Genomic DNA, 25,463 nt, shown 5'->3' on the forward strand with positions numbered 1-25,463 from the left:
TCAGGCTCCTTCAGTGGCGGGGATTTGTACGGTGCTGAGTTGGATAATGGAGGACTTGGCGTTGGCGGACTCTTCGATCGCGGCCAGAACCCGTTGCACGGCCAGGCCTTCTTCGAACGACGGCGACGGCGGGGTGCCGCCGTCGATTGCGACGAGGAAGTCCCGGATTTCGTGGGTGAAGGTGTGTTCCCAGCCGATCACGTGGCCCTGGGGCCACCACGCGTCCATGTAGGGATGCTCGGGCTCGTTCACCAGGATCCGCCGGAAACCCTGTTCCCGGACGGGCAGGGTGGCGTCCAGGAAGCCGAGTTCGTTGATGGCTTCAAGGTCGAACAGGAGTGAGCCCTTGTCCCCGTATATCTCCAGTTTCAGGCTGTTCTTCTGCCCGGTGGCCATGCGCGAAACCTCGACGGAGGCGATGGCCCCGGAGTCCAGGGTCAACGTGGCCCAGGCGGCGTCGTCGACCGTTACTTCTTCGGGGCCGTCCGCTCCGGGGCGGCTGTTCACGAAGGTGTGCAGCCGGCCCGAGACTTCGGTGACGGAACCACCCAGCAGGAACATGACCTGGTCGATCGCGTGGGACGCGATGTCGCCCAGGGCGCCGGACCCGGCGGTTTCCTTGTTCAGCCGCCACGTCATGGGGGAGTCGGCGTCCACCAGCCAGTCCTGCAGGTATGCGGCGCGGACGTGCCGGACCGTTCCCAGCCGGCCCTCGGCGATGAGCTCGCGGGCCAGGGCCAGGGCCGGCACCCGCCGATAGTTGAAGCCGATCATCGATTGGACGCCGCGGTCCCGGGCGGCCCGGGCGGCGTCAGCCATCGCCTCGGCCTCGGCCAGGGTGTTTGCAAGCGGCTTTTCCACGAGGACGTGCTTGCCGGCCTCGAGCGCGGCGACGGCGATTTCGGCGTGCATCCAGCCCGGGGCGCAGATGTCCACGATGTGAATGTCGTCCCGCTCCAGGACCGAGCGCCAGTCCGTCGCGGATTCCGCCCAGCCGTATTTCGAGGCGGCCGCTGCGACCTGCCCGGCGTCCCGGCCCACGAGCACTTTCTGCTCGAAGGCCGGGACGTCGAAGAAGGACGCGACGTCCCGCCACGCGTTCGAGTGGGCCTTGCCCATGAACGCGTAGCCGATCATCGCCAAGCCGAGGGGCGGGCCGTCCCGGGTGGTGCCATTTGTGCTGTCAGGGGAGTTCATGATGTGAGTCCTAGAGAGTTGCCGCTGTGGGGTCCCAGTCCTCGGGGAGGGCCGGGGACGTTGGGGCGGAGCTTTCGACGTCGACAAAGGTGCCCGATTCCACGGATTCGGAAATCGACACCATAGTGTCCAGCACGTGATAGGCAAGGTTGCCCGTGGCGCGGTGTGGAACTCCGGCCCGGATGGCCCGCGCCATGTCCAGCACGCCCATGCCGCGGCCGTTCGTGGGGCCGGTGGCAGGGATGACCGTCCACTCTTCGTCCCCCGCACGCCAGAGCCGCACGTCGCCGTCGAAATAGTTCGGATCCGGGAGCGAAATGGTGGCTTCGGTGCCGGTGATTTCCACGAAGCCCATACGCTGCCGCGGGGACTCAAAGCTGAAGACGCTGTGCGAGGACGCGCCGTTCTCGAACTGGGCCATCGCGGACACATGGGTGGGCACGTCAACCGTAAACTCCTCGCCCAGTTTGGGACCGGAACCGATGACCCGGACTTCCTTCGCCTTGGAGCCCACTGCAGCCACCCGGCGCACGGAGCCGAACGTCTGGACCAGTGCTGTGAGGTAGTAGGGGCCCATATCGAACAAGGGCCCGGCGCCGTACTGGAAGAGGAAGGCCGGGTTGGGGTGCCAAGACTCCGGCCCCGGCGTCTGGAACGTCGTCATGGCCGTCAGGGGGGTGCCGATGTCGCCGCGTTCGATCAGCCTGCGGGCGGTCTGCAGGCCCGCGCCGAGGAAGGTGTCCGGGGCGGTACCGAGCCGGATGCCTGCGGCGTCGGCGGCCTTGAGCAGCCCCAGCCCGGATTCGCGGTCCAGCGAGAACGGCTTCTCCGTCCAGACATGCTTCCCGGCGTTGACGGCGGCAGTTGCCACCTCCACGTGTGCGGCCGGGATGGTGAGGTTAACGATGATTTCGACGTCGGGATGGTTCAGCGCGAGCTCCGGCGGCCCCCACTCCGGGATGCCGTATTCCTTGGCGCGGGCCGCTGCGGCGTCCTCGAAGAGATCGGCGATGACGTGGACTTTCAGGTCGGGGAAGACCGTGAGGTTGGCCAGGTACTGCTTGCTGATGTTCCCGGCGCCGATGACGCCGACGCCTACCGGGCCGCGGCGATTGGTTGCTTCGCGGCTCATGCTTTTGCCCCTTCGGCGGTGTTTGCGGTCAGGTAGGCGAGGCTCTCGGCGATGCCTTCGAAGATGTCGCCGGCGTAGTCGTCAAACTCCACGACGCCCACTTCGAGGGACTTGGCAGCGGCGATGACATCCAGAACGGCTACCTTGCCCTTGCCGGCCGGCAGCTGCGCTTTGGTGTCCGTGTTCAGCGGGCCGTCCTTGATGTGGATGAACTTCACTTTGTCGCCCAGCCGGTCCAGCACCGCGACCGGATCCTGGCCGCCCACGGCGACCCAGTAGGTGTCCACTTCGAGGACCACTTCGGGATCCAGCAGATCGGCGAAGTACTCCAGCGCCGTGCGGCCCTCGATGATGGACTCCAGTTCCCAGGCGTGGTTGTGGTAGCCGACGCGGATGCCATGCTCGGCACCCTTCTTGGCTGCTTCGTTGAGTTTCGCGGCGGTGGCCCGGATGTCCTCGGCCTTCTGCCAGTGCTCGGCCGGCAGGAACGGATCGATGACGGTGCTGATGCCCAGGCCTTTGGCTGCGGCGAAGATCTGGTCCTGGTCCTGGCTGAGCAGGGGTGCGTGGCCGGAGGGTGCTGTCAGGCCGTTTTCCTTCAGGGCCGCTCCGAGTTCTGCTGCTGTGGCCACGAAGTTGTAGGGCTCAACCTGGGTGAAGCCGATCTCCGCGACCTTCCGGATGGTGCCGGTCAGGTCTTCCTGGATTGCGTGACGCAGGGTGTACAGCTGGAGGGAGTATGACATTTTGTAATCCTTTGCGGGGTTTCAGATAAAGGTACGCGGGTGGCTAGCGGCCGGCGAGGGATCCGCCGATGCCGCCGACGCTGAAGTATTTGTTCAGCGTGGCGAAGACGATGATGGGTGGGAGCATCATGACCACGGCGAGGGCCATAACGGAGGTCCAGTCGGTGGCGTTCTGCTGGAAGAAGGACTGCACGCCCATGGGCAGGGTGAAGATTTCGTTCGAGCGCAGGAACACGATGGCCACCAGGTAGTCGTTCCACGCCAGCAGGAAGGCGAAAATGGCCGTGGAGAGGATGCCCGGAAGTGAGTTGCGCAGGACCACCTTCGTGAAGGAACCGAACACGGAACAGCCGTCAATCCAGGAAGCCTCTTCGAGGCTGATGGGGATTGAGTCAAAGTAGGCCGCCATCATCCAGGTGGCCACGGTCATGGTGGACCCCACGTAGATGATGGTGATCCCGAGCAGGTTGTCCACCAGCCCCATACCGGCGAAGAGGATAAAGAGCGGCACCACCGAGGTGATGATCGGCAGGGACTGCATCACAAACAGCAGCAGGGAGTAACCCGACACCGCCTTGCTGCGGCCTCGGGAGAGGACGTAGCCGGCCGGGGCGGCCACTGCTACGGAGACCACCACGGTGGACAGGGTGGTGATGAGGCTGTTCTGCAGCCAGGTCGCGGCCAGGGTCTTGGAGAACACGTTGGCGAGGTTTTCAAACGTCAGGCCGGTTGCGGTGCTGTTGGGTCCGGGCGTGAATGCCAGGACTACGGTAACCAGGATGGGAACAAGCACGATGGCGGTGATGGCCAGGATCAGGACGAACCGCCACCAGCGGCCGCGCATGCCTGCTTCGGAGAGGACTTTGCGGGGTTGGCCGGCGTCGACGCCCAGCGTGGGGCCGGTTTCCGGGTGGGCGTGAAGTACTGCGCTCATTATTCGACGCTCGACTTTCGGATTTGGCGGTACAGGATGACGGAGATGACCACGAGCGTCATGGTCATGAGGAAGGCGATGGCGACGCCGGGGCCGGTGGCGAAGTCCTGGAAGACGGTCCGGTAGGCCAGGACCACCAGGGAGGTGGTGGCGCTAACGGGTCCGCCGCCGGTGAGCAGGTAGATGGTGGGGAAGTCGTTGACGCAGAAGATGGTCATCAGGATCCAGCTGATGTACGTGGAACGTGCGATCAGCGGCAGGGTGATCTGGCTGAACTGTTGCCACCGGGTGGCCCCGTCCATGCTCGCCGCCTCGTAGACGGTGGTGTCCACTGAGGCCAGGGCCGCGGAGATCATCATCATCATGAACGGGAAGCTGACCCAGACTTTGAAGGCCATGACCGTTATGGAGGCCAGGGTGGGGTCGGCCAGGAACAGCGGGGTACCCAGGCCAAGATTGCGGAAGAGGGAGGGGATCAGGCTATCCGGGGTGGCCACCAGCCAGTTCCAGGCGGTGGAAGATACTACGATCGGCACCACCCATGGCAGCAGGAGCAGGACCTTAAAGGTATTCCCGGCAGGAATCCTGGTGCGCAGGAGCAGCGCCAGGCCAAGACCCAGCAGCCAGGACCCGAAGACGCCCACGATGGTGAACCACAGCGTGAACTGGGCGGCTTTCCAGAAAGCCGGTGAGGCCAGCACGGTGGCGAAGTTATCGGCGCCGACGAAGTTACCGGTCTGGAGCAGGTTACCGTCATGCGTGGCCTGGATGGCTGCGTAGATCAGCGGGTAGCCGTGGATCAGGACAAGCAGGACCACGGAGGGGAGCAGGAGCCAAAAGAACGTCCTGGTGGTCTGGGCGGAGAGCTTGCTCTTGCGTTTTCCGGGAACAGTCCCGGGGCCGCCGGGGGCAACCCCCCGGCGGGCCCGGGCGAGGCCGGTCTGGGCAGCGGTGCTGGTCATGGCTGGTTCCGTTCTACTTCTTCAGAACGGATTCGAGGCTGGACTGGAACGTCTGCAGCGCGGTCTTGGCATCCGCCTTTCCGGTGATGATGGACTGGCTGAACTGGTTCAGCGCCTGTCCGCCGTCGAGTGCTGCGAGGTTGGCGTTCAGGGTGTTGCCCTGGGAGGCGAAGGTCTTCGCGATGGGCTGCCATTCCTTGACGATCTTGACGTTATTGGGGTCGGACGCAAACTCGGGGATCTCGGTGATGGACTTGAAGACGGGCAAGGCGGACATCAGCTTCTTCTGCCACAGCTGCTTGAGCTGCCCCAGGTAGTACACCAGGAACTCCTCAGAGGCGTCCTGCGAGGGGGTGTTGGTGTACATCATGATGTTGTTCGGGAACACGATGGTTGCTTTGTCTCCGTGCGGGCCGGTGATGGGGTCTGCCACCAGCAGGTCGCCGGACGTGTCGCCCACGCGTTGCGGGACGTTCACCTGGAACAGGCCGTAGCCGGCTTTACCGTCTTTCCACTGCGCGGACATGTTGTCCGTGGTGTAGCTGACCGCGGCAGGATCCACGATGCCGTTGGACACCAGTTCCAGGACGAATTCCATGGCCTCGACGTTGCGGTCGTTGAGAAGGTCCAGCTCGCCGTCCTTGTTGAACACGCCGCCGCCGTTGTTGACCATCATCATGATCATCGAGTGGTTGGCGTAGTTGTTGCCGGTGCCTGCACCGGTGGTGAAGCCGAAGGCGCCGACCTTCTTCAGCGCCTTGCCTGCTTCCAGAAGGGTGGGCCAGTCCTTCGGCAGGGCAACGTTCGCCTTCTCGAAGAGGGACTTCCTGTACCAGAACACGCGCATGTCCAGCTGCCACGGAACCGCGACGTAGCCCTTGCTCGATTTGAACGGATCCAGCACGCCCGGCAGGAAGTCGTCGAACTGGCCGTTGGCCTTAAGCTTTTCGATCACCTTGTCGGCGTAAGCGATCTGGCCCTGCTGTTCGAACTGGAACGCCTGGAAGCCGCCGCCGGTGGATACTGCCGGTCCGGTCTTGGACGCGATGGCCGAGGAAAACGTCTGGTAGAAGTTGGCCCACTGAATGGTCTGGTACGAGGCCTTGGTGCCGTTGGCGCCAGAGAAGCCCTCGGCGATACCCTTGGCCGCGTCGTTATAGGCCGGGGTGGCCCATGGCATGTCCCAGAATTTGACGGTTCCACCTGCGCTGCCACCGCCGCCCTGTGACGCGGAGCCTCCGCCGCAGGCGGCCAGGAGGGGAACCGAGGCCGCTGCTGCGGTGAGGCCCAGGAACCCCCTCCGGGAGAGGGGGGATGATGCGATGGAGGATTTGTTAGACACGATGGTTTCCTTTCAGGGCCCGGAGCGGAACGAATGCCCGAGCCCCTCTCGACAGTGAGCGGATAGTGACTTGCGGTAATGGAACTGCGGTGGTGCTGTAGTGCTGTCTATCGGTTGAGTTGGCTGAGAAGGGACAAGACTGTGGTGAACTGGGCCAGGTCGGCAGCCGCTGTCCCGGCAGCTATGTGCGCGTGGGCCCTTGACCAGCTGGTTCGGTGGGACGATTCGTACAGTGTGGGAAGCGTCGTCACCCCTTCGGCGGTGACCGCACGGACTTCGGCCGGCCACGCTGCTGCGGGGTCCGGCAGTCTTACGTCGGCACGGCCGGCCGATGTCAGGATGGTGAGGCTGGCGGTGGCGGGGAGGGCGGCCGTCAGGATGCCCTGCAGAGCCACGGGAATGCCGTCCGCGACGACGCCGGCCACTGTGTAGCCGTTCCCGTTGCTCTGGACCATCCGCACGTTGCGGACCTCAATCCCGCATTGCACCAGGACGGCGAACTGATCCGCGAGGAGGTGCAGCGGCTCAGTGCCCGGAGCGGCGATGGCCACCGAGTCGAGCAGGACCGCATCGCCGAGGGCCGCGCCAATGACGCCGTGCACTTTCTCATTGGCGGAGTCCAGCGCCACGTTTCCGGCCCACTGGCGGTCGAGCACCACAACTGCTTCTGCAGCCTCCGCGGCTGCGCTCAGCCCGGCGGTGTCCTCAGCTAGCGGGCTGGACACCACCACGCCTTTGGCTCCGTTGAGGATCGCGTCGACGGCCCGGGCTGTCCAGCCGGCATGGCCGGAAATGGCGACGACCTCGGGTGCCTCTGCTGCCGGACCAAAGGAGACAGGAAGGGAAGCAACGACGGCGGACACCCCACCGGCCACATCAGCCTGGGGATCCGCGGCCACGGACAATTGCGTGTTCATGCGCTGATCTCCTGATCTTCGTTGACCGGGTCCGAGTCAATCCGGCCTGTTTCGATCCGGCCTGCGGCCGCTTGGGCGATGGCCAGAGCGAACTCAAGGTCATGGATCAAGGTCTCGGCGGACGGTGGTGTGCCGGTTCCGGAGGCCAGTTCGGCGAGTTTGCGCCACTCGCCCTCGTAGCCGTTGTGGCCGAACGGGCCCAGGACGGTAGTTTTCCCGGCTGTCCTGATGCGCGCTGTTGCGGAGCCGGCGTGGACGTAGGACGGCGTGAAGTCGATTTTCAAGGCGGCGTCGTCGCCGATCGCCTCAAACTCCCAGGCAGGTTCCCAGGTACCGTTCATCGCCGCGCGAAGTTCGATGGCGACGTTCCCGGCCCGCAGCGAGATCACGTAGCCGAACGGAGCGACGATTTCGGCGTGCAGGACCTCCACCGCCGCAAAATCAGGAGTAAAACGGCGGACCAGCGGCAGGTCGTGGATGGCGAGCCCCATCACGCCGCCGGTCAGCATTGCCTTCATGACCTCCGGGTCGGTCACGTCGCGGGCCTGCCCGGGAACGCGGCCCACGATCTCAGTGGCGAAGTCTTCGAAGCGGGGGTTGGGCGGAAGGACGATGGACGACCGGACGGTGTGTACCTGGCCGGGCAGGTCGCCCCATGCTTCTTCTGCCCCGAGCCAGCCTGGATCGAAGGTGTGCATGGCTCCAACGATGATGGGAACACCGGTTTCAGCCGAAACGGCTGAAATGCTGGCGGCTTCCTCACCGCTCATGGCGAAGGGCTTTTCACACAACACGGCTTTCTTCCCGGCCCGGCAGGCGGCAATCACCTGTGCGGCGTGGAACTGGTGCGGGCTGCAGATGGCCACGACGTCCACTGCCGGGTCGGCAAGGAGCTCCTCCATGCTGGTGCTGAAGTTCGCTCCCACCCGACCGGCCACGGCTTCCGCCACGAGGGGGTCGACGTCCATGATGTGGCGGACTTCCAGAAGGTGGCCCAAGCGTGCGAGGGACGGCAGGTGGATGGCCTGGGTGACAGGTCCCGCGCCGAGAATTCCGACGCCGATGAGAGCCGATGATCCCTCTGCTTGGCTCGACAAGTGGCTTACCTCTTTGTAATAGCTGGAACGTGGTCCGCTGGTGCCTGCTTCAGTGACACCGCTCACAAACAAGGTAGAAGGACTTTTGACGGCCGTCAAGCAAAAGTTGGAAAGTCGCTGACATTCTTTCGGCGGCGTGACACGCAGAAGCCCTTCGTGCTATCACTGATTCATGAGTTCAATGTCCGGGAAAGAGACTGGCGTGGCCGCCGGCTCCGACACCGCGCCCGACGGCGCCGGGAGTTTTTCCCGTGCCGGCGACCTTTTCCAACTGCTCCGCGACGGCAAAGCCCGCACCCGCGCGGAACTGGCACTGACCACCGGGCTGGCGCGGTCCACGGTGGCCGCGCGTATCGACGCGCTGATCTCATCCGGCCTGGTGAGCCCCGCAGGCGAGGCGAGCTCCAGCGGCGGAAGGCCGCCGTCGCGCTTTGCGTTCAACCCGGCCGCCCGCTCAGTTTTGGCGGTCGACGTCGGTGCGACGCACGTGATCGTCGCTGTCACCGACTTGGGCGGGAACGTCCTGTCCGAACGGCGGCTGGCGCAGGATGTGGCCGCAGGTCCGGAAAAGGTGCTGGACACCGTTGCTGCCGAAGGACTGGCGGTCCTGGCCGAGGCGGGGCGGAGCCTCAGGGACCTGGCCGGCGTGGGAATCGGATTGCCGGGCCCTGTTGAGCACGCCACCGGCCGCCCCGTGAAGCCGCCCATCATGCCCGGGTGGGATGGGTTCGACGTCGTCCGCTACGTCCAGCGGTCCCTGCCCGTCCCGGTGCTCGTGGACAACGACGTGAACATCATGGCGCTCGGTGAACGCACGGCGCACTGGCCCGATCACGAGAATTTCCTCTTCATCAAGGTTGCCACCGGTATCGGCGCCGGGATCATCAGCAATGGTGAGCTGCAGCGCGGCGCCAACGGAACGGCCGGCGACCTGGGCCACGTCCGGGTGCCCCGGGGCGACGACGTGCTGTGCCGGTGCGGAAACTACGGATGCCTGGAGGCTCTGGCGTCCGGGCCGGCCGTGGCTGCGGAGCTGGAACGCCACGGTGTACCGGCCCGTAAGGGCAGCGATGTTCTGAGGCTGGTCAGCGACGGCAATCTGCAGGCCATCCAGGCACTGCGCCAGTCCGGACGCGACGTGGGAGACGTCCTGGCCATGGCGGTGAACCTGCTCAATCCCTCAGTCATTGTCATCGGCGGCAGCCTGGGACAGGCCGGGGAACATCTGATGGCAGGGGTCCGCGAGGTGGTGTACCGGCGCTCGCTGCCCTTGGCGACCACCCACCTGCGCATTGCGTTATCCGTGGCCGGGGACCAGGCGGCAATCTTCGGGGCGAGCCAGATGGTGACGCATTACGTGTTGTCGCCTGCAGCAATCGAGTCCACCATCCAGGCGGCCGGCTAAGCGGATTCAGCGGTGGTTCATGGTGCCGTCATCACCCGCACCGGTGAACCTTCGAGCCAGGCTCTGACGTCCTCAAAGGCGCCTCCGTAGAACTGACGGTAACTTTCCTGCGTGACGTATCCGAGGTGCGGGGAGAGCACGGTGTTGGGGGTGCTGAGGAGTGGATGGGCCGGATGGATGGGCTCGATGTCAAACACATCCAATGCTGCTCCCCGGATCCAGCCGTCGTTCAGTGCGCGCACCAGGGCGTCCTGCTCAACAAGGGGACCGCGGGACGTGTTCACCAACAGCCCTTCAGGGCCAAGGAGCCGCAGTTCCCGCTCACCCACTGTCCCCTCGGAACGGGGAGACAGCCGCAGATGGAGGGTGGCGACGTCGGAATTCCTGAAAAGGTCCTCCTTACTGACCTTCCGGGCTCCGGCGTCGGCGGCGGTCTCCTCGGTCAGGTTCTCGCTCCACGCAAGCACTTCCATGCCGAACGCCTGCCCGAAGGCAGCGATCCGGCGCCCGATCTTGCCCAGGCCCACCACGCCCAGGGTCTTGCCCGACAGTTCCATCCCGACCGATGTTTGCCACGTGCCGGCCCGCAGCGAGTGCTCCTCGGCCGGAAGGTTCCGGGCCAGCGCCAGCAGCAGCGCCCACGTCAGCTCGGGGGCGGCGGTGGGGGAGCCCGGGGTGCCGCAGACGGTGATGCCGAGTTCCTCGGCTGCGGCAACGTCGATGGCGGCGTTGGCCATGCCGGTGGTCACCAGGAGCTTCAGGCCGGGAAGCCGCTCGAGCGCCGAACGCGGGAAGGGGGTCCGCTCCCGCATGGCCACGACGATCTGGAAGCCAACAAGCGCCGCCACGAGGGCATCCTCCGACTGGAACGGCTCCCGGAAGACGGATGTGGAGACGCCGGACTGTTGCAGGGAGGACCAGTCGGCGAAGCCGTGCGCCACGTCCTGGTAGTCGTCAAGGATGGCAAGCCGTTGCTGCATGTGAAGTTCCTTCGTCCGGAGAAGCGGGCTGCGCGAGTTTTTGTCCAGATAATGCCAGGTCCCGTCATTCTAGGGCGCATTATCTGGACGAGAACTCCAAGATGGTGAGTCGTGATAGCAATGGGGGTGATGAAATCATTTTTATACCCCGCGGTCGCGTCATGAGCGGACAGTTCCTGGCCAAGGTTCCCAAGGGATGGATCCTGCTCGCCTGCATCGGCCTCCTGGCACTGAACCTGCGCGGACCTTTCGTGGCCGTCCCGCCGGTGGTGGACGTGATCCAGGCCGAACTCGGGTTCTCACCCGTCGTCCTCGGACTGCTGACGAGTATCCCGGTGCTGTGTTTCGCCGTGGCAGCCTCGCTGGCGTCCCTGACTGCCCGGAAATTTGGTGCGGAATTCGCCGTATCCCTCACAATCCTTGGCGTGCTGGCGGGCGTGATTGTGCGTTCAGCCGGCGGTGCGGCGATGGTGATCGCTGGAACGGTCATCATCGGCCTGGCCATCACTGTAGGTAACATCGCCGTGCCGCTGATCATCCGCCGGGACTTTTCGCCAATGCGGCAGGGCACAGCCATGGGCGTTTACACGGCAGCGTTGAACATCGGTTCGTTCCTGACCTCGATGGTGACGGCGCCGCTCGCCGAGCTGGCTGGCTGGCGCGTAGCCCTCGCCTCCGTGGGCATCCTGGCCGTGGTGGCCATTGTTTTCTGGACCCTGGCGGTGGGGCCACGCGCGGCCTTTGTCCCTTCAGCCGCAACCGTAAACGGCGGGGAAGTGCATCCGGCAGTCAAAGGGTCCGGCTGGATCACCGCCGGCCTGACGGCAGGCTTCACGGGGCAGGCGTTCTCCTACTACGCGGTGACGGCATGGCTGCCGAGCTACCTCAACGATGAGCTGGACATGTCCGCCTCCGCCGCAGGCGCGGGGTCCTCACTGTTCCAGATCTTCGCCATCGTTGGTGGCCTGGGCGTTCCCTTCGCCGCCAAATACTTCAGTACGACGACGGTGGCGGTCACCTTGGGACTCATGTGGACGGCGGTGCCCGCCGGGCTGATGCTGGCGCCGGACCTGTGGTGGCTGTGGTCCATTTCCGGTGGCATTGCCCAGGGCGGCGGCATCACTCTGATCTTCATTGCGATCATCAAACTGGCCAAGGACCAGGCATCGGCCGGCCGTATGTCCGCCACGGTTCAGGGGCTAGGTTACTGCTTTGCTGCCGTGGCGCCGCCGCTCGTGGGATTCGTCCACAACACCACGGGGTCCTGGACGCCGGCGCTGCTGCTGGTTCTGGGGTCCACGCTAATCTTCTTCGTTTGCACCACCGCCTCCGTGCGGCTGGTGCCGAAAGGGCGCTGACGGGCCCCGCCGCCGTCGTTCTTCTCCCCTCCCCCTCCAACGCTCTCTCACTTAATGCGGCTTAACGGCCGACGCTCTCTCACTTTCTTAGGGAAAGTGAGAGAGCGTCGGCCGTTTTCTTGCGTTAAGTGAGAGAGCGTCCGAGGGGCGCACCCGGGTGAGGGGGCCCAGCGGCGGACCTGCTCAAGGGGTGTTCCGTCGCCGGGCCGGCTCCCCGGATCTCGGGGGTGCCTGTTGCGAAGGGCATGCCTGCCCGGCGGACGGAAATCTGTGCGGCTTAGGCCGCGGCGAGCTCCTCCTTGGTTGCCTTTTCGCGTGCTTCGGTGAGGTAGCGGGCGTAGGCGGGGAGGGTCAGGAAGGACGGGAAGTCCTGGCTGAGGGTGACTTCTTCGAAGATGTCGCGGGCGTCTTCGAAGCGGTCGCCGTCGAAGCGTTCCAGGCGGGCGAACTCCTCGTCGAGCAGCTCCTCGATCCAGTGGTGGGTGATGATTTCGCCGTGGTCGGTGATGGCCGACGCGAACATCCACTGCCACAGCTGGGAGCGGGAGATTTCCGCGGTGGCGGCGTCCTCCATGAGGTTGTGGATGGCGACGGCGCCGTTTCCGCGGAGCCAGGACTCGATGTAGCGGATGCCTACTTCGATGTTGTTGCGGATGCCCTGTTCGGTGATGGTGCCTTCGGTGGCGGCCACGTTGATCAGGGCGCGGTCATCGGGGGTGACGTCCTCGCGGGTGCGGTCCAGCTGGTTGGGCTTCTCGCCGAGGATGGAGTCGAACACTTCGCGGCAGACGGGCACCAGGTCCGGGTGGGCCACCCAGGAACCGTCGAAGCCGTCGTTGGCCTCGCGGGTCTTGTCGGCACGGACCTTCTCGAAGGCGTTGGCGTTGGCGGCTTCGTCCTTGCGGTTGGGGACGGCGGCGGCCATCCCGCCGATGGCCATGGCGCCGCGCTTGTGGCAGGCACGGACCAGCTGTTCGGTGTAGGCGCGCATGAAGGGCTGGGTCATGGTCACCTGGGCGCGGTCCGGCAGGACGAACCGGGGGCCGCGGGTGCGGAAGTTCTTGATCAGGGAGAAGATGTAGTCCCAGCGCCCGGCGTTCAGGCCTGAGGCGTGGTCGCGCAGTTCGTAGAGGATTTCCTCCATTTCAAATGCGGCGGTGATGGTCTCGATCAGCACGGTGGCGCGGATGGTGCCCTGCGGGATGCCGAGCAGGTCCTGCGCAAGGATGAAGATGTCGTTCCACAGGCGTGCTTCGAGGTGGTTCTCGATCTTCGGCAGGTAGAAGTACGGGCCCTTGCCCTGGGCCAGGAGGCGGCGGGCGTTGTGGAAGAAGAACAGGCCGAAGTCCACGATCCCGCCGGCCACGGGGGCGCCGTCGATGATCATGTGCTTCTCGGGCAGGTGCCAGCCGCGGGGGCGGACCACGATGGTGGGCAGTTCGCCGGCGGGGCGGAGTTTGTACTCCTTGCCCTCCGGGGAGGTGAAATCGATCCGGCGTTCCAGGGCGTCGGTGAGGTTCAGCTGGCCCTTGATGACGTTGCGCCAGGTAGGGGTGGAGGAGTCTTCCATGTCCGCGAGCCAGACCTTCGCGCCGGAGTTCAGGGCGTTGATGGTCATCTTCTGGTCTACCGGGCCGGTGATTTCCACGCGGCGGTCCTCGAGGCCGGGCGCCGGGGGAGCGACGCGCCACGACGGATCGTTGCGGATGTCCTCGGTCTCGCGGAGGAAGCGCGGGTCCTGGCCTGCGGCGATCTCGGCTCGGCGGGTCCGGCGTGCCTGCAGCAGTTCCTGCCGGCGCTCTGCCGTGGCCCGGTGCAGCCTTGCGACAAACTCCAAAGCATCCGGAGTAAGAACCTCGTCCTGCCGGCAAATGGGCTGCGCGGTGAGTGTAATTCCGTTGATCGTGAAGCTGTCGGTAAAGGTGTTCATTTCAGTCTCCTTAAAGACAAAAAGCGAAAGGTCGACGGCGGTGGCCGGGAACGGGGGTCGGTGACCCGGACGGGAACCGTCCGGTTCGCCGGCCGCCCCGGCCGCCGTCGTCGTAAGTTTTGTTAGTGGAACTGGCCCTCTTCGGTCGATCCGACCAATGCGAGGGTGGATGCGTTCGGGTTGAGCGCGGTAGCAATGTCGTCGAAGTAGCCGGTGCCGACTTCGCGCTGGTGCTTGGTCGCGGTGTAGCCGCGGGACTCGGAGGCGAATTCCTTTTCCTGGAGTTCGACGTAGGCGCTCATGCCTTCACGGGCGTAGCCGTGGGCAAGGTCGAACATCGAGTAGTTCAGGGCGTGGAAGCCGGCCAGGGTGATGAACTGGAACGTGAAGCCCATGGCGCCAAGTTCACGCTGGAACTTCGCGATGGTGGCGTCGTCCAGGTGCTTGCGCCAGTTGAACGACGGCGAGCAGTTGTAGGAGAGCATCTGGTCCGGGAAGTCTGCCTTGACGGCCTCGGCGAACTTCTTCGCCAGCTCAAGGTCCGGGGTGCCCGTCTCCATCCAGATCAGGTCGGAGTACGGGGCGTAGGCCTTGGCGCGGGCGATGCAGGGTTCGATGCCGTTGCGGACCTTGTAGAAACCTTCCGGGGTGCGTTCGCCGGTGACGAATTCCTGGTCGCGGGGATCGACGTCGGAGGTGATCAGGGTGGCTGCCTCGGCGTCGGTGCGGGCGATGACCACCGACGGGGTGCCCGCGACATCAGCTGCCAGGCGGGCGGCGTTCAGGGTGCGGACGTGCTGCTGGGTGGGGATCAGCACCTTGCCGCCGAGGTGGCCGCACTTCTTCTCGGAGGCGAGCTGGTCTTCCCAGTGCACGCCCGCAGCGCCGGCCTGGATCATGGATTTCATGAGTTCGTAGGCGTTCAGCGGGCCGCCGAAGCCGGCCTCGGCGTCGGCGACAATCGGGACCATCCAGTCCTCGACGGTCTGGACGCCTTCGGAGAACTCGATCTGGTCGGCGCGGAGGAGGGCGTTGTTGATGCGGCGCACCACGGTGGGGACCGAGTTGGCCGGGTAGAGGGACTGGTCCGGGTAGGTGTGGCCGGAGTTGTTCGCGTCCGCTGCGACCTGCCAACCGGAGAGGTAGATGGCGCGGAGGCCGGCCTTGACCTGCTGCACGGCCTGGTTGCCGGTCAGGGCGCCCAGGGCGTTGGTGTACCCTCCGGTCTTGTGTTCTTCGGTGAGCTGCTTCCAGAGCTTCTCGGCACCGCGGCGGGCCAGCGTGTGCTCTTCGGAGACACGGCCGCGGAGCTTGACGACGTCGGAAGCCTTGTAGTCACGGGTCACACCTTCCCAGCGGGGGTTGGCGGCCCACTCGAGCTCCAGTGCGGCGGCCTGCTGTGCGGGCGTCTGCTGGGTGGGCTCAAATGCTGCAGTCATCGTTGATCTCCTTGATTGAGCTCCGGATTCGGTAGGTGGGAACCGCGCCTTTGCGGTTCCCACCGGCTTCTCCGGCGCGGTGTTTCTTTCCGTGTTCACTACTTTTCCGCACTTCCAAACACTTCAATAGAGGAAAAGGGTGGAAAGAAATGCATTTCTTCGCGTATTCTCAAGAAATGACCCCTGGAAGCTGGAATCGCGAAATTGCGCCACCGCCGTCGTCCACCACGTCCCCGGAATTGGACGTCATCAGCCTCGGCCGCCGTGTGCGCCACCTGCGCAAGCAGGCTGGCCTCACCCTCGATGACCTGAGTGCCGCCGTCGGGACCGCGCCGAGTCAGCTGAGCCTGATCGAGAACGGCAAGCGGGAGCCCAAACTGAGCCTGCTGCAGGGGCTGGCCGTGGCCCTGAACGTGAGCATCGATCAGCTGCTGGGCGCCGAACCGCCGAGCCGCCGCGCGGCCCTGGAAATCGAGCTGGAACGCTACCAGCGCGGTCCTCTCTACGAGTCGCTGAATCTGCCCAAAATCCGCATCAGCTCGCGGCTTCCGCTCGATGTGCTGGAGGCCCAGGTGGGTCTGCTGCACGAGCTGGAACGCAAGCTCAACGAGCAGGTGGCGACGCCGGAAGAAGCCCGCCGGGCGAACGGTGAACTGCGTGCCATGATGAGGGAGCGCGGCAACTATTTTCCGGAGTACGAAGCCGAGGCGCAGAAGGTGCTCGCCGGCGTCGGATACACCTCCGGGCCGCTGAGTCAGCACGTGATCGCGGACATTGCCGAGAGCCTCGGGTTCACCCTGCACCATGTGGGTGATCTGCCGCATTCCACCCGTTCAGTGACCGATTTGAAGAACCGCAGAATTTATCTCACCCAGAGCCAGCGGCAGGACCACGATCCCCGCTCCGTCCTCCTCCAGGCCCTGGGCCACTACGTTTTGGGCCATGAGACGCCCAAAAGCTACGGCGACTTTCTTGCCCAACGGGTGGCCACCAACTATTTCGCGGCCGCGCTGTTGTTGCCGGAGCAAGCCACCGTGGATTTCCTGCAGAAGGCCAAGACGGCCAAGGAAATCGCCGTGGAGGACATCCGCGATGCCTTCGCCGTGTCCTACGAGACCGCAGCGCACCGGTTCACCAACCTGGCCACGCAGCACCTGGGCATCACCACCCACTTCCAGAAGACCCACCAGAGCGGCATCATCTACAAGGCCTACGAGAACGACGGCGTGACGTTCCCGATGGACCATACCGGCGCCATTGAAGGCCAGCCCTCGTGCAAGTCGTGGACGTCGCGGGCGGTGTTCGACGTGCCGGACAAGTTCAGCGCGTACAGCCAGTACACGGACACGCCGTCCGGCACGTTCTGGTGCACGGCCCGGACGGAGCGTTCGGCTAACGGCGAGTTCTCGCTGTCCATCGGGGTGCCGTACCAGCACGTGAAGTGGTTCCGCGGCCGGGAGACCACGGCCCGGGAGAAGTCCACGTGTCCGGATCCGAACTGCTGCAAGCGGCCACCGGCGTCGTTGGCGTCCGAATGGGCCGGCAACGCCTGGCCCTCGGCCCGCGCCCACTCGCACCTGCTGGCGGCGATGCCGCCGGGCGCGTTCCCCGGCGTGGACGAGACCGAGGTGTACAGCTTCCTGCAGGCGCACTCGGGCAGCTGACCCAGGCAGGACGCTCTCTCACTTAATGCGGGTTTTTGACCGACGCTCTATCACCTTCTTAGGGAAAGTGAGAGAGCGTCGGTCGTTTTCCTGCGTTAAGTGAGAGAGCGTTCATCAAGAGAGCCGCTTCGGGTGCCTGTCAGAATGCCGAACCGATCGAAGCCAGCCGGGTGGCGGAGTCGCCGGCGTAACGGTTGTCCGGGCGTTCCAGTCCGTAGTGCTCGCGCAGAGTGCGGCCGGTGTATTCGGTGCGGAGCAGCCCACGCTCCTGCAGGATGGGCACCACCTGGTCCACAAACGTTTCCAGTCCCGAGGGCAGCACCGGCGGCATGATGTTGAAGCCGTCCGCGGCGCCGCCGTCGAACCATTCCTGGATGGCATCGGCCACCTGGACCGGTGTACCCGTGAACGTCCGGTGGCCGCGGCCGCCGCCCAGACGGCCGATCAGTTCCCGGACCGTGAGCTTTTCCCGGCGGGCAAGCTGGACGATCAGCGTGTACCGGCTCTTGGCCCCCTCGATCTCATCCTCGCTGGGCAGGTTGTCCGGCAGCTGGCGGTCCAAGGGCAGATCCTCCGGCGCCACCCTCAGGGTCTTGGCGAGCTGGATCCGTGCGTATTCAGGCTTGATCAGCCTGTCCAGTTCGCGTTCCAGCGCCTGCGCCTCCTCCTCCGTGGACCCGATGACCGGGACGATGCCCGGCAGGATTTTGATGGACTCCGGATCACGTCCGACGGCGGCAGCCCGGTTTTTGAGGTCCCGGTAGAAGTCCTGAGCGTCCTTGAGGGTCTCGCGCACCGGGCGGCGAGGTCCTTGCCGTCCTCGGACGACCCGGCCTGGACGATCAGCGGGTGCCCCTGCGGTGAGCGGGGCACGTTGAGCGGGCCGCGGACTTTGAAGTGCTTTCCTTCGTGGTCGATAGTGCGGATCCGTTCGGAATCCGCCCAGACGCCGTCGGCCTTGTCCGCGAGCACGGCGCCGTCTTCCCAGCTGTCCCACAGCTTCCGGGCCACTTCGATGAACTCGGCGGCACGCTCGTACCGGGTTGCGTGGGCGGGCTGGTCGTCCACGCCGAAGTTGCGCGCCGCGTCCGGCCCTGCGGTGGTGACCACGTTCCAGCCGGCGCGGCCGCCGCTGACCCAGTCCACGGAGGCGAAGCGGCGTGCCAGGTTGAACGGCTCGTTGTACGTGGTGGAGGCGGTGGCGATCAGGCCGATGTGTTCCGTGGCGCCGGCGATGGCCGTCAGCAGCACCGTGGGCTCAAGCTTTCCGGCCGGGCGGCGGCCCACTTCGCCGAAGAGCACGGGCGAGTCGGCGAAGAAGATGGAGTCCAGCTTGCCGCGTTCGGCGGTGCGGGCCAGCTGCTTGTAGTGCTCCACGTTGGTGCTGGAGTGCGGATCAGTTTCGGGCAGCCGCCATGATGCCTCGTGATGGCCGGTGCTCATCAGGAAGGCGTTGAGGTGGAGGGTGCGCCGGGTGGAACTGGAAGCGGTGGAACCGGAAACAGGGGAACTGGCATTCGGGGAACTCATGGTGCTCCTTAGGTCGGTGGAAAGTTCAGCGGCTGGCGACGGTGACGTCGACGCCGAGGGCGGTGAGCAGGTCGCGGCGCAGGGCTTCGTGGCCGGCGGCGTCTGTAATGCTTCCGGCGGCAGAACCAATCTCCGGCGCCACCTTGCGGACGGTGGCCACGCGGCCGTTGTCCAGGACCACGATCCGGTCGGCCAGGGCGATGGCCTCGTCCACGTCGTGGGTCACCAGCAGGACGGCGGGCCGGTGTGCTGCCACGAGGTCGCGGAGCAGGCCGTGCATCTTGATCCGGGTCAGTGCGTCGAGGGCGCCGAACGGTTCGTCGGCCAGCAGCAGTTGCGGTTCGCGGACCAGGGAGCGGGCCAGCGCCACGCGCTGCTGCTCGCCGCCGGACAGCTCGTGCGGCCACGCCTTTTCCCTACCTGCCAGCCCCACTTCGGCGAGGGCCTTGCGTGCCTTGGCATCGGCGTCGTGATCCCGCAGCCCCAGGGTGACGTTGCCGAGGACACTGTCCCAGGGCAGGAGCCGGGAGTCCTGGAAGACCACCGATACGCGGTCCGGGACGGTGATGACGCCGCTGCCTTTCACGTCGTGGTCCAGCCCGGCGAGCGCCCGCAGCAGGGTGCTTTTGCCGCAGCCGCTTGGGCCCAGCAGCGCCACGAACTCGCCCGCGGCGATGTCCAGGTCCACGCCGTTCAGGACGCCTTTCGGCCCGAAGCCACGGACTAGTCCACGAACAGAAACAGCGGAAACAGCGGTGGCCTCCAGGAGGGGGGTGGTGCCGGAGGAGGAGCCGACGGCGGTCAGCCCGCCAGGGTGCGCTGCCATGAGAGGGCCTTTCGTTCGATGAAGCGGACAATGCCGTCGGAGAGCAGGCCAAGGATGCCGTAGACGGCGAGCCCGAGGACGATGATGTTGGTCTGGCCATAGGTGCGGGCGAGCTCCATCATGTAGCCGATGCCGCTGGTGGAGTTGATCTGCTCCACCACCACCAGGGACACCCAGGCGCCGGTGACAGCGAACCGGAGGCCCAGGAAGAAGCCGGGAAGGGCGCCGGGGAGGACCACGCGGCGGATGAAGCCGGCCCGGCTCAGGCCCACGGTCTGGGCGAGTTCGACGTAGCGCAGGTCAATTCCGCGCAGGGCGGCGTGGGTCTGTAGGTAGATGGGGACGAAGACGCCAAGGGTGATGGTGAGGACCTTCATGGTCTCGTCGATCCCGAACCAGAGGATCAGGAGCGGAATCAGGGCAAGGCCGGGAATGGCGCGTTTGATCTGGACCGGCCCGTCGATGAGCGCCTCCCCTGCGCGGCTGAGCCCGGACAGAAGGGCCAGTACCGCGCCGACGACGATGCCGAAGAACAGCCCCAGGCCGGCGCGCTGGGCGGAGATGGCCAGGTTTTCCTGGAGCCGGCCGTCGGCGATCAGCTCAGCGGCGGTGGCCACCACGGTCCAGGGCTCGGACAGGATGCGGGGGTCCAGCAGCCCTGTTGCCGAAGCGACTGACCAGAGCAGCAGCAGCGCCGACGGGCCCAGCAGCCAGGCGAGCCGCCGTCGTCGTCCGGGTCCCAGCCTGCGGCCGGTGGGCCGCACATCCTGAGGGTGCGCGAGTGCAGGGTCGTGGCGGGGCGCGACGGCGGTGCGCCGCACCGCGGTTGCCGCGCTCACGCGCCGGCCTTTCCGGCCGCGGCGAAGGATGTGCCGGCAATGGCTTCGAAGCGGTTGTCGTAGAGGTCCGCCGCCACGAGTTCGGGCTTCTTCTGCTCCCTGGCCAGCAGGTCAATCGTCTGCTGGTGCCGCTCGATGGCTTCGGTCCAGGACAGCGGAACGTCCGCCTTGCCGGCGGCATCGATCAGGTACTGGCCGTCCTCGCGTGAAAGTCCCTGGTCTTTGACGTAGTAACCTTCCAGCCACTCCGCCGGGTGGTCCTCCACCCAGCGTTTGGCGCTGCCCCACACGTCAACGTAGGCGGCCAGCGCCGCAGCCTTGGCCGGATCGTCCAGGACCTTGGCGGGGGAGTACAGGTGGCTGGGGTCATCGCGCAGGCCGTGGCGCAGGGTGGAGCCGCCGTCGGCCTGGTACTTGGACAGGTACCGCTTGATCTGCACGCCGCCAAGAGGTGCCGCATCCACCTGCTTGCTGGCGAGGGCCGTGGCATAGACGTCGCCGGTGCTGGGCAGTTCCACCAGCTTCACGTCCTTCTGGGTGAGCCCGGCCTTTTCCAGGATCCGCAGCACCAGGGCGCCCTGAGCCTGGCCCGGGCTGTAGGCGACCTTCTTGCCACGCAGCTCCTGCAGGGAGGAAATCCCTGCTCCGGGAGCGACGCCGAGCTCATACAGCGGGTGGTTCACGGCGTCCTGCCGGAACGCGCTCGCGATGATGCGCACGTCCAGGCCCGTCCAGGTGGCGTGGATCGGCGGGATGTCCGCCACTGAGCCCACGTCCAGGGCATTGGCCCGGAAGGCCTCGGTGGTCTGCGGGCCGCCGGAGATGTTGGCGAATTCCACCTTGAAGTCCAGTTCCTTGATCAGGCCGGACAGCTCCAGGGCCACCTTCACACTGGGATCGCCCACGGTGATGGTGGTCCCGGCAGGCACAACTGCGGCGAGCGGTGCGAGCGGGGCCCGGCTGGCTGGCGGGTTGCCTGCGGTGGCGGTTCCCCCGCAGGCAGTCAGCAGCCCGAGCGCCGGCAGGGCCAAAAGACCGCCCAGGGCGCGGCGCCGGGTCAGGGTGGCCTGCCCGCTTTTGGCGGACAGCGGAGACGAGGATGAAGCGAAGGACATAATTGGCCTTTCGATGCGGGGCGTGGGGGTGTGAGGGCGTGGCGCGGGAGGGCGGATTTTGGGCGCAGCAGAGCTGGCCCGTGGAGCGGGCCGGTGAGGGAAAGCGTTGGGACCAGCTGCGCGCCGGTCAGCTGTCAGCGGCTAGTTGGCGGTGCCGCGCAGGGGGCTGCGGCCGGTGACGGGTATGCTGCACATTCGTTCCGTGCGGCAACAGGCCGCACCGGAGGTATGGTCGCGTTTCGTGCGGATAGTTGCTTCCCGCATAGGGTCCTCCTGTTCGTTCTGGTGCGTTCTGGGGGCTGTTCTGTGGTGCCCGGCCGGGACCGTGGAACCCACTCAAGCACGGTCTCCGGGCCTTGGCCAGCACTGCGCAACGGAAGCGAAACGGGACGAAACGGCGCTACTTCTGGCGCCACCTAAGGGACCAACGGGGCAACAGCGCGCCATGATCCGCAACCAGGGTTAATGTGACTGGAAACCACGCTTTCGCACTCGCTGCCTCGAGGGTGCGGTGACCGGACGACGGCGGGCGCCCACCCGCCGTCGTACCTCACCCCCTGGGACGCTCGCTCACTTAATGTGGGTTTTTCCCGGATGCTCGCTCACTTTCTTGGAGAAAGTGAGAGAGCATCCGGGGTTTTCCGTATTAAGTGAGAGAGCGTTCCATCACCCGTGGAGGTCGCGGTAGGCGGCGGCTGCAGCGGGGTGGAGCGAAAGTCCCGGTGTGTTGATGAGCGAATCGGGACTGAGGAACTGGACGCCCAGGCTGGAGCGCGGGACCAGTTCCTCCGCATGGCCCACCAGGATCTCCACGGTCTTCTTCACCGTGCGGGCGTCCGCGTCGCTCCGGCACAGGAGGAGATTCGCCACCCCCACCGTCCAGACCGCCGGAATGCCAGGGTAGGCGCCGGCCGGGATCAATACGCGGTCGTAGAACAGGCCGTGTTTCGCCCGCAGCGCCGGAAGCAGCGCGGAGAGGTCCAGCAGTGCCAAGCCTGCGGCTTTGTGGGCAGCCGCAATGGCCGCGGTGGGTACGCCGCCTGACCAGAACAGCGCATCGACAGAGCCGTTCTGCAGTGCCCCAAGGCCCTCGTTGAGCCCTAAATTCAGCACGGTGACGGTGCCCGGGGCGGCGACTGCGGGGCCCGTTCCGGTCGCGCTGGAGCTTAACCCGGCAGCCTCCAGCAGCCGCGGAGTGGTCAGCGACGTCCCGGACCCGGGCTCCCCGACAGCCACGGTCCGGCCAGCCAGCCCGGCAATGTCCAGGATGCCGCTGTCCCGCCGGACAACGCAGTGGACATAGTTCTCATAGACCTTCCCGACGGCGGAAATTCCGACGGCGGTTGCATCGCCTGCCGCTGCGCGCTGGGCCGCCGAGTCAGAGAGTGCGACAGCGAACGTTGCCTTGCCGGAGAGGAGCAATTCGAGGTTATCCAGGCTGCCGCCGGTGGTCAGCGCGGTGGCCTGGCCCGCCACACCGTGGCGTTGCAGGGACTCCGCCAGCAGCCCGGCGAACTCCAGGTAGAAGCCACCCGGTTCGCCGCCGGCCACGGTCACAGCGTCCGGACGGTCGTCCGGGGTGCACGCGTTGAGCCCCGGAAGCAGCAGTCCGGTCAGGCCGGCTGCGAGGCCGGCTTTGAGCGCGGCCCGCCGGGGAGGGATGCGGGTCCGGTCGAGGTCAGTCATCCTGCCCCTTCCCGGCGGCGGCGTCCCCGGCTGCCGCGTCCTGCGCTGCGCGCCCGTCTTGCCCCGGCGCCGTCGGAAACTCAAGCCGGGCCACCAGGCCGTGCGGAGAGGCGGCGGCCAGTACCAGACGGCCGCCGTTGGCCGCTGCCAGCTTGTCCACGATGGTCATGCCGAGGCCGCTCCCGCGGGTCCCCCGGTTCCGGGGCGAGCGCCAGAAGCGGCCAGTGGCTGCTGCCCGTTCGTCGGCGGAAAGGCCGGGACCGTCGTCGCCCACTTCGATAATCACCATGCCGTCGCGCTGCCGGGCACCAACTGAGATGCGGGCACCCGGCGCGTACTTGACGGCGTTGTTGATCAGTTCAGCCACCATCTGGGCGAGTTCCGCGGCGTTGCAAACAATGTCCAGCGCCGTCTCGGGTGGGGTATGCAGCAAAATTGAGGCTCCGCTGCGCCGTGCTGCAGGTTCTGCCCGTTCCGTCTCATCCTGGAGGACCGGGTACGGATCGAGGAGCGCGTGCGTCCCGCCCAACGGACCGCGGGAAGCGCCCGCCGGACTACGGGCAGAGTCTTCACTCACCCGGTGCTCGGCCGCCGCAAGCCTCAGAACACCCTCCAGGAGACCTTCCACATGTTCAAGTTCGGCCAGGACACCGGCAGCCGCCTCTTTCTGGCGGGCTGTCTGCAGTTCCAGCTGGAGCAGGTCAATCCTCAGCCGAAGGGCGCCCACCGGGTTGCGCAATTCGTGCGAAGTGTCAGCGATCAGCTGCCGCTGGGATTCCAAGCTGTTGCTGACGGTCCGGGCCATCCTGCTGAAGGAGCGGTTTAGTTCCCGCAACTCCGGGGGGCCGGCCTCGGGAAGCTGGCCGGTCCGGCCCGTGGCCTCGAGTTCGGTCACCGCGGAGTTCAGCCGATGGACCGGACGCAGCACCCACGCAGTCACCCTGGCCGCAGCCAACAGCAGCACTGCCGCAAGCGCGGCCGCCGCCAACCCCACCAGCAGCCACCGTTCCCGCAATTGTTGCCGGGCCGGGTCCAGGTTCACCTCCAGGACCACCGCCCCCAGGACCTGGCTGGCGCTGCCGAAGGGCCGGGACATCACCTCAGAGCCAGGCCCGAACGGCTGAAGCGGTGCAAGTGTGGTGTCGCTGAGGTTCAGGTTTGCCCGGGCCAGTGCTTCACCGGCGTCGGTCCTCTCCTCGCTGAGGCCACCGGACCGCAGCGTCTCGTCCTGGAGGCGGATCAGGACCCCCTCGCCGTAGAGTTCGGAGTATCTGTCCATTTCTGTTTGGAGCCCCGCCGCCTCGCCGGCGGCGGCGTCGAAGGCCACCTGCGCGAACCGGTTAAGCGCGGTCACCCGCTTGATCTGGAGTTCCTGGGTCAGCTCCCGGCTGACCGAAGCCAGGATGGCGGTTGAGCCGAGGACCACCATGAGGATGGACAGTACGCTCAGGATGCCCAACACGCGCAGCTTCATGCGGAGCCCGCCTCGATCCGGTAGCCCACGCCGCGGACATTGATGATGAAGCCGGGCAGCTGGAGCTTTGCCCGCAGCCCGGTCAGGTGCACGTCCAAGGCGCGGGAGGATGCCACGAAGGCGTCCCCCCACAGGGCGTCCAGGATCTGCTCCCTGGTCACCACCGAACCCGCGTGGCCGGCCAGGAGGGCGAGCAGGTCGAACTCTGTGGCAGTCAGCGGCAACTCGACGGATCCACGGGTCGCCACCCGCCGCTCGAGGTCAATCTCCAGGTCTTCCAACACGATGTTCCGCTGCGGTGTGTCGAAGTGGCGGCCCGCGCGGCGGGTGACCGCTTCGATGCGCGCAAGCAGCTCAACGAGCTTCACAGGCTTGACGAGATAGTCGTCCGCTCCTGACCGCAGCCCGAGCACCACGCTGCGTTCGTCGTCGCGCGCTGTCAGGATCAGGATGGGCACCGGGGTGACCTGGCGCAGCTTCCGCAGCACCTCGAGGCCGTCCATATCCGGGAGTCCCAGGTCCAGCAGGATCACGCCGAACTTCCGGTGGACCAGCAGCGCATCAGCCCCGCGGGCAACCCGGGTGGGATTGTGGCCCGCAGTGACCACCCCCGCGGCAAGTGCGGATGCCATGGCGTCGTCGTCCTCGACGATCAGCAGTTCCATGGCGCGGTTCCTCTTTCTGACAGTTGGGCACCCGAAATCTGCCCGCTTTGGAGATTACCCCTAGCCCCGGGCGAAACCTAAGGAAGTGTTAGGAAATGGCCTGCCACGTAGGTTGTGCCGTGCATCACGCATAACTTGGATGAGGCCCTCGGCGTGTGCGGAGGACCGTCAAAGTCGAGGAGGAACCATGGGCAACGTTGCCATGGAAAGCAGGAAATTAAGCCA

At 66.0% G+C, this 25,463-nt stretch carries 20 protein-coding genes and 1 pseudogene; 3 read left to right on the forward strand and 18 right to left on the reverse strand.

All coding sequences use genetic code 11. The features are described from left to right. From AC1MCD_RS02575 to AC1MCD_RS02610, 8 genes are all read right to left on the reverse strand, one after another. Positions 1-1,197, reverse strand: a complete 1,197-nt coding sequence (locus AC1MCD_RS02575; RefSeq protein WP_498675591.1) for a Gfo/Idh/MocA family protein — start codon at positions 1,195-1,197, stop codon at positions 1-3. A gap of 10 nt (positions 1,198-1,207) precedes the next feature. Next, a complete protein-coding gene (locus AC1MCD_RS02580; RefSeq protein WP_498675593.1) occupies positions 1,208-2,329 on the reverse strand; it encodes a Gfo/Idh/MocA family protein in 1,122 nt (373 codons plus the stop codon). Next, positions 2,326-3,075, reverse strand: a complete 750-nt coding sequence (locus tag AC1MCD_RS02585) for a sugar phosphate isomerase/epimerase family protein (protein ID WP_498675595.1) — start codon at positions 3,073-3,075, stop codon at positions 2,326-2,328. The genes AC1MCD_RS02580 and AC1MCD_RS02585 overlap by 4 nt, the downstream gene beginning before the upstream one ends. A gap of 43 nt (positions 3,076-3,118) precedes the next feature. After that, complete coding sequence (locus AC1MCD_RS02590; protein ID WP_498675598.1) at positions 3,119-4,009, reverse strand: carbohydrate ABC transporter permease; 891 nt, start codon at positions 4,007-4,009, stop codon at positions 3,119-3,121. Then, the gene (locus AC1MCD_RS02595; protein ID WP_498675600.1) at positions 4,009-4,971 is read right to left on the reverse strand and encodes a carbohydrate ABC transporter permease; all 963 of its coding nucleotides are present in this window, start codon (positions 4,969-4,971) and stop codon (positions 4,009-4,011) included. Before AC1MCD_RS02595 ends, AC1MCD_RS02590 begins: the two co-directional genes overlap by 1 nt. Positions 4,972-4,984: 13 nt before the next feature. Beyond that, a complete protein-coding gene (locus tag AC1MCD_RS02600) occupies positions 4,985-6,313 on the reverse strand; it encodes an ABC transporter substrate-binding protein (protein ID WP_498675603.1) in 1,329 nt (442 codons plus the stop codon). Between the two features lie 107 nt (positions 6,314-6,420). Then, positions 6,421-7,230 carry a hypothetical protein gene (locus AC1MCD_RS02605; RefSeq protein WP_498675604.1) on the reverse strand — a complete coding sequence of 270 codons (810 nt, stop codon included), beginning with the start codon at positions 7,228-7,230 and terminating at the stop codon, positions 6,421-6,423. After that, the gene (locus AC1MCD_RS02610) at positions 7,227-8,327 is read right to left on the reverse strand and encodes a Gfo/Idh/MocA family protein (RefSeq protein WP_498675606.1); all 1,101 of its coding nucleotides are present in this window, start codon (positions 8,325-8,327) and stop codon (positions 7,227-7,229) included. The genes AC1MCD_RS02605 and AC1MCD_RS02610 overlap by 4 nt, the downstream gene beginning before the upstream one ends. 172 nt (positions 8,328-8,499) lie before the next feature. On the opposite strand from AC1MCD_RS02610, the gene AC1MCD_RS02615 reads away from it, so the two are divergent. After that, on the forward strand, positions 8,500-9,732 hold the full coding sequence (locus AC1MCD_RS02615; RefSeq protein WP_498675608.1) for an ROK family transcriptional regulator: 1,233 nt from the start codon (positions 8,500-8,502) through the stop codon (positions 9,730-9,732). Between the two features lie 17 nt (positions 9,733-9,749). On the opposite strand, the gene AC1MCD_RS02620 is transcribed toward AC1MCD_RS02615, so the two are convergent. Next, positions 9,750-10,712 carry a D-2-hydroxyacid dehydrogenase family protein gene (locus tag AC1MCD_RS02620; protein WP_498675609.1) on the reverse strand — a complete coding sequence of 321 codons (963 nt, stop codon included), beginning with the start codon at positions 10,710-10,712 and terminating at the stop codon, positions 9,750-9,752. Positions 10,713-10,873: 161 nt separating this feature from the next. Here AC1MCD_RS02620 and AC1MCD_RS02625 point away from each other — a divergent pair, with 161 nt between their 5' ends. Continuing rightward, positions 10,874-12,070 (forward strand): MFS transporter, encoded by a 1,197-nt coding sequence (locus tag AC1MCD_RS02625; protein ID WP_498675611.1) that lies wholly within the window; start codon positions 10,874-10,876, stop codon positions 12,068-12,070. 277 nt (positions 12,071-12,347) lie between these two features. Here AC1MCD_RS02625 and aceB read toward each other — a convergent pair whose 3' ends face one another. Both aceB and aceA read right to left on the reverse strand, forming a co-directional pair. Next, entirely contained in the window at positions 12,348-14,000 is a 1,653-nt protein-coding gene (gene aceB, locus AC1MCD_RS02630) for a malate synthase A (protein WP_498675613.1), read from the reverse strand. Positions 14,001-14,122: 122 nt separating this feature from the next. Next, a complete protein-coding gene (gene aceA, locus AC1MCD_RS02635) occupies positions 14,123-15,439 on the reverse strand; it encodes an isocitrate lyase (RefSeq protein WP_498675616.1) in 1,317 nt (438 codons plus the stop codon). A 149-nt stretch (positions 15,440-15,588) separates the two neighbouring features. Here aceA and AC1MCD_RS02640 point away from each other — a divergent pair, with 149 nt between their 5' ends. Continuing rightward, entirely contained in the window at positions 15,589-17,103 is a 1,515-nt protein-coding gene (locus AC1MCD_RS02640; RefSeq protein ID WP_498675617.1) for a helix-turn-helix domain-containing protein, read from the forward strand. Between the two features lie 139 nt (positions 17,104-17,242). Here the strand turns inward: AC1MCD_RS02640 and AC1MCD_RS02645 are convergent. The 7 genes and pseudogenes from AC1MCD_RS02645 to AC1MCD_RS02675 form a co-directional block, all read right to left on the reverse strand. Further along, positions 17,243-18,633 (reverse strand): annotated as a pseudogene (locus AC1MCD_RS02645) (LLM class flavin-dependent oxidoreductase). 25 nt (positions 18,634-18,658) lie between these two features. Continuing rightward, the gene (locus AC1MCD_RS02650; protein ID WP_498675619.1) at positions 18,659-19,459 is read right to left on the reverse strand and encodes an ABC transporter ATP-binding protein; all 801 of its coding nucleotides are present in this window, start codon (positions 19,457-19,459) and stop codon (positions 18,659-18,661) included. Then, on the reverse strand, positions 19,435-20,298 hold the full coding sequence (locus AC1MCD_RS02655; RefSeq protein ID WP_498675621.1) for an ABC transporter permease: 864 nt from the start codon (positions 20,296-20,298) through the stop codon (positions 19,435-19,437). Before AC1MCD_RS02655 ends, AC1MCD_RS02650 begins: the two co-directional genes overlap by 25 nt. Further along, entirely contained in the window at positions 20,295-21,413 is a 1,119-nt protein-coding gene (locus tag AC1MCD_RS02660; RefSeq protein WP_498675623.1) for an ABC transporter substrate-binding protein, read from the reverse strand. The genes AC1MCD_RS02655 and AC1MCD_RS02660 overlap by 4 nt, the downstream gene beginning before the upstream one ends. Before the next feature lie 666 nt (positions 21,414-22,079). Then, positions 22,080-23,099, reverse strand: a complete 1,020-nt coding sequence (locus AC1MCD_RS02665; protein WP_498675626.1) for a TAXI family TRAP transporter solute-binding subunit — start codon at positions 23,097-23,099, stop codon at positions 22,080-22,082. Further along, positions 23,092-24,573: a sensor histidine kinase gene (locus AC1MCD_RS02670; RefSeq protein ID WP_498675628.1), complete on the reverse strand. Its 1,482-nt coding sequence runs from the start codon at positions 24,571-24,573 to the stop codon at positions 23,092-23,094. The genes AC1MCD_RS02665 and AC1MCD_RS02670 overlap by 8 nt, the downstream gene beginning before the upstream one ends. Beyond that, the gene (locus AC1MCD_RS02675) at positions 24,570-25,238 is read right to left on the reverse strand and encodes a response regulator transcription factor (protein WP_498675629.1); all 669 of its coding nucleotides are present in this window, start codon (positions 25,236-25,238) and stop codon (positions 24,570-24,572) included. The genes AC1MCD_RS02670 and AC1MCD_RS02675 overlap by 4 nt, the downstream gene beginning before the upstream one ends. Positions 25,239-25,463: the final 225 nt, after the last annotated feature.

The organism is Arthrobacter sp. BF1 (genome assembly GCF_056680215.1).

What these genes read in the sequence shown, in the direction of transcription:
- AC1MCD_RS02590 (WP_498675598.1), bottom strand. Translation starts at nt 4,009, where the DNA reads ATGAGCGCAGTACTTCACGCCCACCCGGAAACCGGCCCCACGCTGGGC.
- aceA (WP_498675616.1), bottom strand. Translation starts at nt 15,439, where the DNA reads ATGACTGCAGCATTTGAGCCCACCCAGCAGACGCCCGCACAGCAGGCC.
- AC1MCD_RS02660 (WP_498675623.1), bottom strand. Translation starts at nt 21,413, where the DNA reads ATGTCCTTCGCTTCATCCTCGTCTCCGCTGTCCGCCAAAAGCGGGCAG.
- AC1MCD_RS02575 (WP_498675591.1), bottom strand. Translation starts at nt 1,197, where the DNA reads ATGAACTCCCCTGACAGCACAAATGGCACCACCCGGGACGGCCCGCCC.
- AC1MCD_RS02665 (WP_498675626.1), bottom strand. Translation starts at nt 23,099, where the DNA reads ATGACTGACCTCGACCGGACCCGCATCCCTCCCCGGCGGGCCGCGCTC.
- AC1MCD_RS02595 (WP_498675600.1), bottom strand. Translation starts at nt 4,971, where the DNA reads ATGACCAGCACCGCTGCCCAGACCGGCCTCGCCCGGGCCCGCCGGGGG.
- aceB (WP_498675613.1), bottom strand. Translation starts at nt 14,000, where the DNA reads ATGAACACCTTTACCGACAGCTTCACGATCAACGGAATTACACTCACC.
- AC1MCD_RS02650 (WP_498675619.1), bottom strand. Translation starts at nt 19,459, where the DNA reads ATGGCAGCGCACCCTGGCGGGCTGACCGCCGTCGGCTCCTCCTCCGGC.
- AC1MCD_RS02620 (WP_498675609.1), bottom strand. Translation starts at nt 10,712, where the DNA reads ATGCAGCAACGGCTTGCCATCCTTGACGACTACCAGGACGTGGCGCAC.
- AC1MCD_RS02625 (WP_498675611.1), top strand. Translation starts at nt 10,874, where the DNA reads ATGAGCGGACAGTTCCTGGCCAAGGTTCCCAAGGGATGGATCCTGCTC.
- AC1MCD_RS02615 (WP_498675608.1), top strand. Translation starts at nt 8,500, where the DNA reads ATGAGTTCAATGTCCGGGAAAGAGACTGGCGTGGCCGCCGGCTCCGAC.
- AC1MCD_RS02640 (WP_498675617.1), top strand. Translation starts at nt 15,589, where the DNA reads ATGCATTTCTTCGCGTATTCTCAAGAAATGACCCCTGGAAGCTGGAAT.
- AC1MCD_RS02605 (WP_498675604.1), bottom strand. Translation starts at nt 7,230, where the DNA reads ATGAACACGCAATTGTCCGTGGCCGCGGATCCCCAGGCTGATGTGGCC.
- AC1MCD_RS02580 (WP_498675593.1), bottom strand. Translation starts at nt 2,329, where the DNA reads ATGAGCCGCGAAGCAACCAATCGCCGCGGCCCGGTAGGCGTCGGCGTC.
- AC1MCD_RS02675 (WP_498675629.1), bottom strand. Translation starts at nt 25,238, where the DNA reads ATGGAACTGCTGATCGTCGAGGACGACGACGCCATGGCATCCGCACTT.
- AC1MCD_RS02670 (WP_498675628.1), bottom strand. Translation starts at nt 24,573, where the DNA reads ATGAAGCTGCGCGTGTTGGGCATCCTGAGCGTACTGTCCATCCTCATG.
- AC1MCD_RS02585 (WP_498675595.1), bottom strand. Translation starts at nt 3,075, where the DNA reads ATGTCATACTCCCTCCAGCTGTACACCCTGCGTCACGCAATCCAGGAA.